Below are 12,034 nucleotides of genomic sequence, written 5' to 3'. Positions count from 1 at the left end.
GTGGAATATTGAAATGTTTTTGTCATAATTCAAAAAAAATAATCTACCAAAACAATAGACTACACAACTTTCCTTTCTAATCTTTATATTTGATTATCCGCCGATGGTCATTCGAAAGGCGCAACACATACAAAAGGAATGAGCTGCGTTCAACGATCAAAATGTATAAAGAGAACCTCCATATAGCGTATCTTTTAAACAGGCATTAAATTTTTAAAACATTACAAATACCCACGAAGAAAACATCATGAAAAAAATAATACTAACGGCCCTTTTAGCGCTTCCATTTTTCCTCTTTGCTCAAACCATTAGTAAGGAAGAACTAATAGCACAGGTAAAAGCAAATCCAAAGGATGCCGAAACCTTAAAAATCATCCAAAAGGTAGGTGGTTACTATCCGGATTATAAAGAAATGAGAGACTTGTTCAATACGCTCGACAAGTCGGTTCGCAAATCTAAAGATGGGCAGTTATTCGACTACTACCTGAAACGCTTAGAAGGCGCTTCGGTTGGAAAGAAAGCGCCTGCCATTACACAACTTACCCCGGAGGGTGAACCTTTTTCATTAACGGACCTAAAAGGGAAATATGTCTTGGTTGATTTTTGGGCTTCTTGGTGCCCGCCATGTCGTGCAGAGAACCCAAACCTCGTAGCCACATACGCGGAATTTAAAGATAAAGGCTTTGAGATTTTAGGCGTTTCTTTTGACCGTAAATTAGAAGACTGGATCAAAGGGATTCAAGATGATAAGCTGACCTGGAAGCATGTATCTGACCTACAGGGTTGGGGGAATGCGGCAGGAACCTTGTACGGCGTTCGCGCTATTCCACAGAATATATTGGTCGACCGTCAAGGCGTTATTATTGCCCGCAATTTACACGGTGAAGATCTCAAGAAAAAATTACGCGAGCTGTTGCCGTAAATAAGGGGAGACACAAAACTTAGCTACGCTGAGCCCTTCGGGGTTTGTGTCTCTACTTTTGTTTTTCACGAAGATTTTCGTCCGCTAACTTCTTCAAAACTTTACTCTCCCTACCTCTCTAACTCTCATCACCCAAACAAGGCGCTAAACAGATCTTCTAACTTTGCCATCGGACGGATAGCAATATTAAACTTTTTCGCGTCGAGCCCTTTGGTGTTATATTTGGAAATAAAGATTCCATCGAACCCAAGCTTCTCCGCCTCCGCAATTCGCTGTTCGATACGATTCACAGCACGAATTTCACCGGAAAGGCCCACCTCTCCCGCAAAGGTAACTTGTGGCGGCAATGGAATATCTTGTTGAGAGGAAATGATCGCCGCAACAACCGCCAAGTCAATCGCCGGATCTTCGACTCGAAGTCCGCCTGCGATATTCAAAAACACATCCTGTGCACTCAAACGAAAACCAAATCGTTTTTCCAACACCGCCAGCAACATGCTCAGCCGTTTGGTATCAAAACCGGTCGATGTACGTTGTGCATTTCCAAAAGCGGAAGTACTAACCAATGCCTGCACCTCAATCAGGAGAGGGCGTGCCCCTTCCAGCATCGCTGCAATAGCAACCCCACTAACGGGTTCTTCGCGCTGCGACAGCATAATTTCCGATGGATTGGATACCTCACGCAAACCGGCTCCCTGCATCTCATAAATACCCAACTCCGAAGAGGAACCAAATCTGTTTTTAACCGCCCTTAAAATCCGATATACATGATGACGGTCGCCTTCAAATTGTAAAACCGTATCGACCATATGCTCCAAAACTTTCGGTCCGGCAATCGAACCATCCTTCGTGATATGTCCCACAATAAAGACAGGTGTACTCGTTTCTTTCGCAAAGCGTAATAGCTCGGCAGTACACTCTCGCACCTGAGAAACAGACCCTGGCGCAGACTCTATCTGCGAGGAATGTAAGGTCTGAATGGAATCAATGACAACAATATCAGGCTGAACAACCTCTATCTGCTTAAAAATATTTTGTGTAGACGTCTCCGTCAGAATATAACAATTGGCTGTTGACTGTTGTGATAACCGTTCGGCACGCATCTTAATCTGCTGCTCACTTTCCTCTCCGGAAATATATAAGGTTTTTACTTTAGGGATACCAAGTGCCAATTGCAACATCAGGGTCGACTTTCCAATACCAGGCTCACCACCGATCAGCACCAATGACCCCGGAACGATTCCTCCGCCTAACACACGATTAAACTCGCGATCTGGCGTCGCTAACCTTTGCTCATCCTGATAAACAATCTCATTGATGATAGCTGCCCTATTCGCCTTCTTCCCGGCAACCTGCGTCGTGCTACTTCGCCATTCGGGAACCTTAGAGCTCCCTTTCTCCACCACTTCCTCCACGAAAGCGTTCCATTGTTTACAAGAAGGGCATTGCCCCAACCATTTCGGTGATTCGTATCCGCAATGTTGACAAAAAAAAGAAGATTTAGACTTAGCCATCGAACGAAGTTAGTAAAAACATGCACAAAAAGTGTAACATCTTATGCCTATCTTCGACTTATAACCTATATGAACAAAGAACTAGAAATAGAATTTGTAACACTCCTCGAGCAGCATCAAAATATCCTACATAAGATATGTAAGCTATACACCGCGGATATGGATTCTCACAACGATCTATTTCAGGAGATGGTGATTCAATTATGGCGTGCCTATCCGAGCTTCAAGGGAGATGCGAAATTCTCCACTTGGGCTTACCGTGTTGCATTAAACACGGCAATCTCTTTATTTCGCACCAAAAAACGAAAGATTGAAATGGTTCCATGGGACAACCATATCTTAAATATCCGATGCGAAGATTATGACACACAGCAAGAAGAACAACTCCGTTTTCTCTATACTGCGGTGCGGCAACTCACCGATATCGAAAAAGCGTTGGTATATATGTATCTAGAGGACAAAGATTACGTGGAAATTGCCGAAACATTAGGAATTTCGGAAGTCAACGCCCGGGTTAAGATGAACCGTATCAAAACAAAACTGAAAAACATACTAAATAAGAAAGGAACAGCAGAATGGATGGGTTAGATTTATTAAAACAACACTGGAATACGGATGAGAATTTTCCAAAAGTCGATAAAGAATCATTACGTACTATGCTTCATAAGAGCTCCTCATCGTTGGTGAAATGGATCTTCATTATCAGTGTCATTGAGCTCTTTGTTGGAATCGCATTGGGTTTCTTAATCAATATAGAAGAAATAAACGAAAAGCCTCTTTTACACCTCATAAATAACATCTATACCGTAGTGTTCTACGTTATTGTAGGTTATTTTATCTTCCTCTTTTTCAGAAATTATAAGACAATCAAAAACACAAAGAATACAAAAAGTCTACTCCAGACCATTCTTAACACGAGGGAACAAGTAAACAAGTATATCAAATTTAATATATACTGTATTCTTTTTTCGATGTTTATTGTCTGCGTAGAGAAGATTTACAGTTATATCGAAGAACGGCACGGTTGGGGAGAAATTCTATTCTATAGTGTGACTTTCACCATTGCAAGTACATTGGTTTACCTACTCATGGTACGTATCGTAAAATATTATTACAAGATTCTGTATCGTCGTTTAATCAAAAAGCTGGATGTAAATTATGAGGAGTTGACGCGCTTAGAAATCGAAGCCTGATTAGATAGTAAGTATTGATAATACGGATTAAGCATCGTACATTAGCTTTATGAAGCCACAGGAAGAGAAACCGGAACTTTCTAAATCATCACAGTTCAACCGAAAAGCCATGCGCATCATGAATATCATGGCGATTACCATCTTTTTGTTGGCTATTATTTACAAAGTATTCTTTTCGAAATAAAACATATGTCACAGAAGCAAATATTAAATACGGACAAAGCTCCTGCAGCGATCGGTCCTTACAACCAATCTATTAAAGCAGGAAATACACTATATGTATCGGGGCAAATACCTTTGATCCCAGAAACCATGGAGTTAATTACAACTGGTGTTGTCGATGAGACGCATCAAGTCCTAAAAAATGTACAGGCCATTCTTGACAATGCCGGTTATAGCTTTAATGATGTGGTAAAAGCAACCATCTTTATTAGCGATATGGGTGACTTTGCCGCTATAAACGAAGTATATGCACAGTATTTCACGGCAAACCAACCCGCACGCGAGTGCGTCGCAGTCAAGACTTTACCGAAGAATGTAAATGTAGAAATTTCAGTAATTGCTTGGAAAGACTAAGCTGTGGATAATAAAAAAGAGATAACCGAAAGCCGCAGAAGTTATTTTCTAGCGGCTTTTTTAGCGCCTTTGATCTGGGGCTTCATGTCTATTCCTGTTCGCCTCATCAAAGGTTGGCCGGCTGATGACATTCTGAACTACCGAATTTTATCGGCATTGGTGATTCTATGGGCATTTATCTTCTTATTCCGAAGACCCGTGTTACGTCAAGATATCGCACGCCTGCGGAGTATGCCTCCCAAGGAGCGCAAGAAGATTATGGTACTGACCTTTATGGCGGCGATCTTTATTTTTGGAAACTGGTTTACCTATATCTATGCAATCAATAATATCAGTATCCAATCGGCAGCTTTTGCTTATATGCTCTGCCCTTTGATTACTACGTTTGCGGCCTACTTTATCTTAAAAGAAGAGCTTACCAAGCAAAAATGGGTCGCTTTAACAATCGCATTTATCAGTGTATGCCTGTTGGCAACAGGGTCAGTGACCCAGGTCCTCTGGTCCGTCGCAATTGCCGCACTTTACACATTTTATTTAATTATCCAGCGTGTAATCCAAGGATTTGACAAACTGAACCTCCTAGCAGTACAGCTGCTGCTTTGTAGTTTGTTTATTATACCCATATTACTGTTTCAGGGACATGAAATCCCGCAGAGCGTACTTTTCTGGGTTGTAATCGTTATTATAGCGGTGGTTTTTACCATTATCCCCCTCTTCCTAAGTATGTACGCGCTCATCAAGATATCCTCTAGTACGACTGGGATTCTATTGTATATCAACCCTATAATCGCATTTCTCATCGCCATTTTTTACTTTAAAGAGGAGATCGACCCGCGAAAATATATAGCCTATGCGCTTTTGCTAATTGCGATTATGCTCTTTAATGGAAACGTACTACAGAGACTCTTCTCCAAAAAGGAACAATAAATTTCCTGCTGTAGCGAAAAAGAAATCTCTTTCGTTTAGGGATAGGTAACTAAAAACTAATTACGTAAACCCCTAAATGTTAAAAATGAAAAGAATTTTACCTTACCTCCTTTTTCTTTTTTTGCTCGGTTGCAGCAAAGAAGAGAAATCGTACGAACATTGGTCTAAACTTGCTTCCGAGAAATATAAGGAAATTGTTGCATTGACACAGTCCGTTCATTGTACAGAAATAAATGATTTTGAAACCGTTCAAATCGGTCATAACTATCTTTTATTGCACCCTTCGATCAAAGGACAATATGGCAAATTAATGCAGGAGTATGAATATCTTCAAACACAAGCTGGAAAGGCGGCCGGTCGAGAAGGGATTCTAAATGATATTTTCGCACCACCGAACCCTCCGGTAAGAAAGCAGTGCCAGAATGGCAAACCAACATTGATCTTTGCACAGAACCTCACCCTGGAGGAAGCTCGTTCGGAGTTATCGACACGACTTGCGGAGATTAAAGCGTTCTATAACGACGTGACCTGCACCAATGCGAACGACTGGAGTGTATACGGTATCCGAACAGGCTGCTGCATAGAGGCAATAGCAATACATAAGACCATCAAAACCGTTGAGTTTATACAAAAAATAGACCTTTACAACCGTATTATGGAGCAAAAAATGACACTGGAGAAGGTGGGCTGTGCCGGTATCCCTCCCTGTGCAAGCAGTATAAAATCGATACAATGCGTCGATGGCAAGCCGGTTATAGAGATGGCAAAACTATAAATTTTAGGCAAATTTTCGTAGATTAGCCGTTCTTAGGAATGGCTAATCTCACGACAATAACTCCAATCGAATACCTCAAAGGGGTAGGCCCACAAAAGGCCGATGTACTCAAAAAAGAGTTGCAAATTTTCACTATTGGAGACCTCCTGCAATACTATCCGTTCCGGTATATTGATCGCACTAAGTTTCATAAAATCAAAGATCTCCATGCCGACATGGTCGGTGCACAGGTCATTGGCCGTTTGACGCATATCCAAGAGGTTGGTGAAAGACGAGGCAAACGCCTAGTAGCGCAGTTCAAAGATGATACCGGCAGTATGGAGTTAGTTTGGTTCCAAGGTGCTTCTTGGTTGAAAAAGAGCTTGAAAGAAGGAGCTGCATATATTGCATATGGTAAGCCTACTGTCTTTAATGGGCAACTTTCGATCACTCACCCTGAAATGGAACTCTTTCAGGCACAAGAGAAAAAGATTGGCAACCAAACGATGCAACCCGTCTATTCTTCAACAGAAAAATTGAAGAAATTTAGTTTGGAAAGTAAGGGAATACAACGCCTCCAACAGACCGCACTGGAAGCCGTATACCAACAGTTACAAGAAACATTACCCCTGTATATCATAGCACAACATAAGCTTGTAAGCTACCAAAAAGCGATGTTATCCATTCATTTCCCACAGGATGTACATGAACTCAACGCGGCTATACAACGCTTAAAATTTGAAGAACTATTTTTCATACAGCTGCGCTTACTGCACAACAAACAATTAAATACCAGCAAGTATAAAGGGCATCGTTTTGACAAAGTAGGCAACAAATTCAACCTTTTTTTCAACGAGCGCCTACCGTTCCCGCTCACCAACGCACAAAAAAGGGTTATTAAAGAAATCCGACTAGACACCAATACGGGGGCACAGATGAACCGGCTGGTTCAAGGTGATGTGGGGTCTGGAAAAACGGTGGTTGCCTTAATGGCCATGCTCCTCGCAATCGATAATGGCTACCAAGCCTGCATGATGGCACCAACGGAGATATTGGCACAACAACATTTTGCCGGCATTAGTGAACTACTGGGCGAGGATATTGCCCGGGTCAAACTCCTGACCGGATCCACGGGCGCAAAAGAGCGCCGTATTATCCATCAGGAACTAGAAGAGGGTACGCTTGATATTCTTATCGGTACCCATGCATTAATCGAAGACAAAGTGAAATTCAAGAACATTGGTTTTGTTGTCATCGATGAGCAACATCGTTTTGGGGTAGAACAACGCGCTAAACTTTGGCGTAAGAATGTCATCCCTCCACATATGCTGGTCATGACCGCCACCCCCATCCCTCGCACACTGGCGATGACCATGTACGGCGACCTTGATATTTCGGTAATCGACGAGCTTCCTGCGGGCCGTAAACCAATAAAAACAGTTCACTTTTTTGAAAACCAACGCCTTCGAGCTTTTGGATTTATGCGCGACGAGATCGCCAAAGGCAGGCAGATATACGTCGTATATCCGCTCATCAAAGAAAGTGAAAAAATGGACCTCCTTTATCTCGAAGCAGGCTTAGAAAACCTACAGCGTGAATTCCCGCTACCAAACTACCGAATTAGCATCGTACATGGTAAAATGTCGGTCAAAGAGAAAGATTTTGAAATGCAACGCTTCATCAAAGGTGAGACACAAATTATGGTGGCGACCACTGTTATTGAGGTTGGGGTCAACGTCCCAAATGCCTCCGTTATGATTATTGAAAATGCGGAACGTTTTGGCTTATCACAGCTGCACCAGCTTCGGGGACGTGTCGGTCGGGGAGCCGAACAATCGTACTGTATTCTGATGTCTAGTAATAAGCTGAGCAAGGAAGGTCGCACCCGCTTAGAAACAATGGTGCGGACCAGCGATGGCTTTGAAATTGCAGAAGTCGACTTGCAGCTGCGTGGCCCAGGGGATATCTCCGGCACGCAACAGTCTGGTGTCCTTGATATGAAGATTGCAAACCTCGCATCCGACCAAGCCATTTTAACAACAGCACGAAATAGTGTTATCACCCTATTTAAAGAAGACCCCCAACTCGCGCTCGACAAAAACAGCCTCTTAAGACAATTCTTGATGCAGCGCACGCCGGGGATTTCCTGGGATAAGATATCCTAATGAAAGATCGTTCTATTAGTACAATAGATTGTTATATGGATAACGTTCGTTGTGCATCTTCACGATAATTTCATATAGTTTCTCTTTAAATTCTTCTACATTCAGCCTATCCGTTGCCGAAATAAAAATCGCTGGATCCGCATTCTTCGCCATCCAAGAGTTTTTAAAATCATCCAAGGTTACCTTAACCTCTTCTCCTTCATCATTTTCTTCTACCGGGGGCTTATAGGCATCAATTTTATTAAACACCGTAATCACCGGTTTATCCAGTGCGTCAAGATCTTTTAGTGTTTCATTCACCGCAATAATATGATCCTCAAAATTCGGGTGTGAGATATCAACCACATGGATCAATACATCTGCTTCACGTACCTCATCCAACGTAGACTTAAAGCACTCCACTAAATGGTGAGGTAACTTCCGGATAAAACCTACGGTATCAGATAAAAGGAAGGGAAGGTTATCAATAACCACCTTTCGCACCGTGGTATCAAGTGTAGCGAACAGTTTGTTCTCAATAAGTACATCCGACTTGGAGATCATATTCATAATGGTGGATTTCCCCACATTCGTATATCCCACTAAAGCCACACGAATAAGCTCGCCGCGGCTCTTCCGTTGTGTCTCATTCTGCTTATCAATTGCTTTTAAACGTTCTTTCAGCAAGGAAATCTTGTTTAAGATCATCCGTCTATCCGACTCGATCTGGCTCTCTCCGGGACCACGCATACCAATACCACCACGCTGACGCTCCAAGTGGGTCCACATCCGTGTTAAGCGCGGCAATAAATATTGAAGTTGCGCAAGCTCCACTTGTGTTTTCGCTTGAGCAGTCTTTGCATGTTTCGCAAAGATATCCAAGATCAAGTTCGAACGATCCAAAACCTTTACCTGAAACTCCTTCTCTATATTACGAAGCTGCGAAGGCGATAGTTCATCGTCAAAGACAACCATATCAATATTTTCAGCCTTGATATAGGCTTTAATCTCTTCCAACTTCCCGCTTCCCACGAAGGTTGCTTTATCGGGATATTGCAATTTTTGTGTATAGATTCCATTAACGATACCTCCGGCAGTCTCCACCAAAAAGGCTAGCTCCTCCAGATACTCATGCGCTTTAGCCTCCGTTACGTCAGGTGTAATAACAGACACCAAAACAGCAACTTCTGGTTTTACCGCCGTATCATATATTTTCGTTTTTCCCATGTGTTCTTTTCTTTTTCTTAATTATTTACGCAGTCTTTTCTGCATCACATAATCATCCAGCACGTAATCGAAATAAGGAATATCTACCGTTTCTGTCACCACAAAACCCTGCTTTATATAGAAAGCATAAGCATGCTTATTTCCGCGATTTACATTCAGCTCTAAAACGTCAATCCCATTATTTAACGCGTGCTCTGCAGCAAAGTCTATTAAAGCTTTTCCCAATCCTTTTCCCTGCACGCTAGGCAAGAGGTAGAGCTTTTCAATGCGAAGCCTATCTTCCTGGGATAACAACGTGATAAAACCCGCCTCCTTTTCTTCGTCTTTGATAAGGAAGAAAGTATTTCCCAAAGCCGTAGCACCTTCAAAATCCTGCTCGAAATATGCTTTATTCAACATAAAATCAATCTGCTGATCCGAAAGAATACCAGCATATCCCGTCTGCCAACTTAGCGTCGCAATCTGTGCAATCGTCGTCCAATGCTCTGCCGTAGCCGTCACTATCTCCATTAGATATCTTCTCCTATCAAAACAAAATCAGGTGTATTAAACCCCAAATAAATAAATCCGTCTTGCTCCACCACAAAAGTATCTTCCGCTTCTTTGCGAATTCCCACCAGTGACTTTAATTGATTTTCGTGTACAAAAATCAAATCACCCGCACGTTTCCATTTCTCATATTGTTCCTGCACCAACACATACCGCCGACCAGACATAAAAAGAACAATATTAATATCGTTACAAAAATCGGTTATCGCAGCGGGAATTGTATCGCACAAGATATTAACAGCTTTATACTGCTTCTGGTTCAGATAATTTAAACCATCCGTAATAAAATCATGTAAGAGCGGAATAACCTGTGTTTGTTCTTGAAGGTCAAGGTTTGACAAAACACGGTTAGAAACGATAAAATCGACCTTAATTCCATCCGCTTGTAAGAAATCTATGGTATAGTCATCTGCAAAAATAGTAGGGCTCCATTCTAGGAGCTGACCGAGATATTCACGATCTAGCGCCGATAAGGAAGCCACCAATAAAGCCGGCTCCTGGTTTTCTCGAACAATGTGATGTGACGACATACTTCTTTCATATTCTATTCACCCAGTTGGCGTAGGGCGATATAAGCCATAAGGCCGATACTTATTTCTAATGCGCGTTCATCGATATCAAATGTCGGTGTATGTACCGCCGACTCGATACCCAACGCCTTATTCCCGGTTCCTAAGCGATAAAAACAAGCATCAATCTCTTGTGAATAGTACGAGAAATCCTCCGCCGCAGGCCAAATATCTAAGTCTAAAACATTCTCTTTCCCTAAATACTCCACCGCATATGCTCGCGACGCGTTCGTTATCACCTCTTCATTGATGAGGTAAGGATATCCCTTGCGTACTTCAAAATCACAAACCGCACCCATTCCTTCTGCGATGCTGGTCGCCATTTTGACCATCTTCTGGTGAGCATCAGCCCGCCAAGCTTCATCGAATGTTCGGAATGTTCCTTCCAAGTACACTTCATCCGGAATAATATTTGTTGCTCCATTGCCCACAATCTTTCCCCAAGAAAGTACCGTTGGGGTACGTGGGTCGGCATTCCGACTAACAACTTGCTGCAATGCCGTAATTATCTGTGCCGTGATGGCAATTGGATCAATATTCTGATGTGGGTGTGCGCCATGCCCTCCTTTTCCCTTAACGGTCATAAAGAGTTCATCGCATGAAGCCATATACTTTCCGGCTCGGAATCCCACTTTTCCCGTTTCAATAAAAGGCATCACATGCTGCCCGATTATTCCTTGCGGACTCGGGTTTTCCAAAACCCCCTCTTTAATCAGAAGAGAAGCCCCGCCTGGAAGACGTTCTTCTCCCGGTTGAAAAATCAGTTTTATTGTGCCGCCGAATGAGGCGCGCAAAGCATGCAAGATACGGGCTACACCGAGTAAGGATGCGGTATGAACATCATGCCCACAAGCATGCATAACCCCCTCTTTATTCGACCCATAAACACGTCCTTCCACTTCCTGAATAGGTAACGCATCCATATCTGCACGGAGCGCAATAACTTGTTCCGAACTCTTATCTCCCCGAATAAGTCCAACGATTCCTGTGCCGGCCATTACCTCAAAAGGAATGCCCAAAGCTGTCAACTGTTCCGCGACAAAAGCCGACGTGTTGTACTCTTCAAAAGAAAGCTCGGGATTTTGGTGCAGGTGACGACGTTCTGCTACCGTTTGATCAAAAAAACGGGCCGCCAGTTGCTGGACTTGATCCTTTATTGTGGACATAGGCTTTAGGATAGGTTACTCGTAGACATAAACCCAGATATCTTCAGTGAAGACAAATACATTGTTATACTGACCACGCAACTCACGCATAAACTTGGTCGCTTCAGCACGATTTCTAAAGTCGCCCACCTTCACCCGATAATTAGGTTCATCGTACGTCATATAACTGCCTACATCACTGTAGACACTTTGAAATCGAGACTGTACAGCCGAAGCATCGTTTCGGTTACCCCCCGAAAAAATCTGAACCCTAAATCCACGTACTTTGACGCGACGGGCAACCTTCTTCTCCACAGGAGCCTCCTTTGCTGCACCCAGCTTAACAACGGTCTTGGTATTTGTAGGGTTGATATTATTATCTGCTCTAAATGCCTGAAGTAAAGTGATCAACGAATCCTTATTTACCTCTACTAGTCCTGTCTGTGCTTTAGCAAAATGCGACACGCCTACACAAACAAAAAATAATACCAACCCTTTTCTTAACATCTTTATT

General features: G+C 42.6%; 14 protein-coding genes. 8 read left to right on the top strand and 6 right to left on the bottom strand.

All coding sequences use genetic code 11. The features are described from left to right. The first annotated feature begins 247 nt into the window (after positions 1-247). Positions 248-922 (top strand): TlpA family protein disulfide reductase, encoded by a 675-nt coding sequence (locus B9Y69_RS14075; RefSeq protein ID WP_085473613.1) that lies wholly within the window; start codon positions 248-250, stop codon positions 920-922. A 128-nt stretch (positions 923-1,050) separates the two neighbouring features. Here the strand turns inward: B9Y69_RS14075 and radA are convergent, their stop codons facing one another. Next, complete coding sequence (gene radA / locus B9Y69_RS14070) at positions 1,051-2,436, bottom strand: DNA repair protein RadA (RefSeq protein WP_085473612.1); 1,386 nt, start codon at positions 2,434-2,436, stop codon at positions 1,051-1,053. 69 nt (positions 2,437-2,505) lie between these two features. On the opposite strand from radA, the gene B9Y69_RS14065 reads away from it, so the two are divergent. The 7 genes from B9Y69_RS14065 to recG all read left to right on the top strand — a co-directional run bounded on the left by B9Y69_RS14065 (position 2,506) and on the right by recG (position 8,051). Further along, positions 2,506-3,024, top strand: coding sequence for an RNA polymerase sigma factor (locus tag B9Y69_RS14065; protein WP_085473611.1), 519 nt, complete (start codon positions 2,506-2,508; stop codon positions 3,022-3,024). Continuing rightward, complete coding sequence (locus B9Y69_RS14060; protein WP_085473610.1) at positions 3,012-3,629, top strand: hypothetical protein; 618 nt, start codon at positions 3,012-3,014, stop codon at positions 3,627-3,629. The genes B9Y69_RS14065 and B9Y69_RS14060 overlap by 13 nt, the downstream gene beginning before the upstream one ends. Before the next feature lie 49 nt (positions 3,630-3,678). After that, complete coding sequence (locus B9Y69_RS19375) at positions 3,679-3,813, top strand: hypothetical protein (RefSeq protein WP_262507880.1); 135 nt, start codon at positions 3,679-3,681, stop codon at positions 3,811-3,813. Positions 3,814-3,818: 5 nt separating this feature from the next. Continuing rightward, positions 3,819-4,205 carry a RidA family protein gene (locus tag B9Y69_RS14055; protein ID WP_085473609.1) on the top strand — a complete coding sequence of 129 codons (387 nt, stop codon included), beginning with the start codon at positions 3,819-3,821 and terminating at the stop codon, positions 4,203-4,205. 3 nt (positions 4,206-4,208) lie between these two features. Further along, the gene (locus B9Y69_RS14050; RefSeq protein ID WP_085473608.1) at positions 4,209-5,132 is read left to right on the top strand and encodes an EamA family transporter; all 924 of its coding nucleotides are present in this window, start codon (positions 4,209-4,211) and stop codon (positions 5,130-5,132) included. Between the two features lie 85 nt (positions 5,133-5,217). Then, positions 5,218-5,907, top strand: a complete 690-nt coding sequence (locus B9Y69_RS14045) for a hypothetical protein (protein WP_085473607.1) — start codon at positions 5,218-5,220, stop codon at positions 5,905-5,907. A gap of 38 nt (positions 5,908-5,945) precedes the next feature. Further along, complete coding sequence (recG, locus tag B9Y69_RS14040) at positions 5,946-8,051, top strand: ATP-dependent DNA helicase RecG (protein ID WP_085473606.1); 2,106 nt, start codon at positions 5,946-5,948, stop codon at positions 8,049-8,051. A gap of 15 nt (positions 8,052-8,066) precedes the next feature. On the opposite strand, the gene hflX is transcribed toward recG, so the two are convergent. Genes hflX through B9Y69_RS14015 form a run of 5 tightly spaced genes read right to left on the bottom strand, consistent with a single transcriptional unit; the run spans position 8,067 to position 12,027 of the window. Next, the gene (hflX, locus tag B9Y69_RS14035) at positions 8,067-9,257 is read right to left on the bottom strand and encodes a GTPase HflX (protein WP_085473605.1); all 1,191 of its coding nucleotides are present in this window, start codon (positions 9,255-9,257) and stop codon (positions 8,067-8,069) included. A 21-nt stretch (positions 9,258-9,278) separates the two neighbouring features. Next, positions 9,279-9,767: a GNAT family N-acetyltransferase gene (locus tag B9Y69_RS14030; RefSeq protein WP_085473604.1), complete on the bottom strand. Its 489-nt coding sequence runs from the start codon at positions 9,765-9,767 to the stop codon at positions 9,279-9,281. Beyond that, positions 9,767-10,336, bottom strand: a complete 570-nt coding sequence (locus tag B9Y69_RS14025) for a hypothetical protein (protein WP_144036587.1) — start codon at positions 10,334-10,336, stop codon at positions 9,767-9,769. The genes B9Y69_RS14030 and B9Y69_RS14025 overlap by 1 nt, the downstream gene beginning before the upstream one ends. A 14-nt stretch (positions 10,337-10,350) precedes the next feature. Beyond that, positions 10,351-11,541, bottom strand: coding sequence for a M20 metallopeptidase family protein (locus B9Y69_RS14020; protein WP_085473602.1), 1,191 nt, complete (start codon positions 11,539-11,541; stop codon positions 10,351-10,353). Between the two features lie 15 nt (positions 11,542-11,556). Beyond that, positions 11,557-12,027, bottom strand: coding sequence for an SPOR domain-containing protein (locus tag B9Y69_RS14015; RefSeq protein WP_085473601.1), 471 nt, complete (start codon positions 12,025-12,027; stop codon positions 11,557-11,559). Positions 12,028-12,034 lie beyond the last annotated feature (7 nt).

The organism is Sphingobacterium psychroaquaticum (assembly GCF_900177625.1).
In the GTDB taxonomy this organism is placed as follows: Bacteria; Bacteroidota; Bacteroidia; order Sphingobacteriales; family Sphingobacteriaceae; genus Sphingobacterium; species Sphingobacterium psychroaquaticum.
This window is presented reverse-complemented; position numbering and strand designations above follow the sequence as displayed.

What these genes read in the sequence shown, in the direction of transcription:
- B9Y69_RS14025 (WP_144036587.1), bottom strand. Translation starts at nt 10,336, where the DNA reads ATGTCGTCACATCACATTGTTCGAGAAAACCAGGAGCCGGCTTTATTG.
- B9Y69_RS14015 (WP_085473601.1), bottom strand. Translation starts at nt 12,027, where the DNA reads ATGTTAAGAAAAGGGTTGGTATTATTTTTTGTTTGTGTAGGCGTGTCG.
- recG (WP_085473606.1), top strand. Translation starts at nt 5,946, where the DNA reads ATGGCTAATCTCACGACAATAACTCCAATCGAATACCTCAAAGGGGTA.
- B9Y69_RS14075 (WP_085473613.1), top strand. Translation starts at nt 248, where the DNA reads ATGAAAAAAATAATACTAACGGCCCTTTTAGCGCTTCCATTTTTCCTC.
- B9Y69_RS14030 (WP_085473604.1), bottom strand. Translation starts at nt 9,767, where the DNA reads ATGGAGATAGTGACGGCTACGGCAGAGCATTGGACGACGATTGCACAG.
- radA (WP_085473612.1), bottom strand. Translation starts at nt 2,436, where the DNA reads ATGGCTAAGTCTAAATCTTCTTTTTTTTGTCAACATTGCGGATACGAA.
- B9Y69_RS14065 (WP_085473611.1), top strand. Translation starts at nt 2,506, where the DNA reads ATGAACAAAGAACTAGAAATAGAATTTGTAACACTCCTCGAGCAGCAT.
- hflX (WP_085473605.1), bottom strand. Translation starts at nt 9,257, where the DNA reads ATGGGAAAAACGAAAATATATGATACGGCGGTAAAACCAGAAGTTGCT.
- B9Y69_RS19375 (WP_262507880.1), top strand. Translation starts at nt 3,679, where the DNA reads ATGAAGCCACAGGAAGAGAAACCGGAACTTTCTAAATCATCACAGTTC.
- B9Y69_RS14055 (WP_085473609.1), top strand. Translation starts at nt 3,819, where the DNA reads ATGTCACAGAAGCAAATATTAAATACGGACAAAGCTCCTGCAGCGATC.
- B9Y69_RS14020 (WP_085473602.1), bottom strand. Translation starts at nt 11,541, where the DNA reads ATGTCCACAATAAAGGATCAAGTCCAGCAACTGGCGGCCCGTTTTTTT.
- B9Y69_RS14045 (WP_085473607.1), top strand. Translation starts at nt 5,218, where the DNA reads ATGAAAAGAATTTTACCTTACCTCCTTTTTCTTTTTTTGCTCGGTTGC.
- B9Y69_RS14060 (WP_085473610.1), top strand. Translation starts at nt 3,012, where the DNA reads ATGGATGGGTTAGATTTATTAAAACAACACTGGAATACGGATGAGAAT.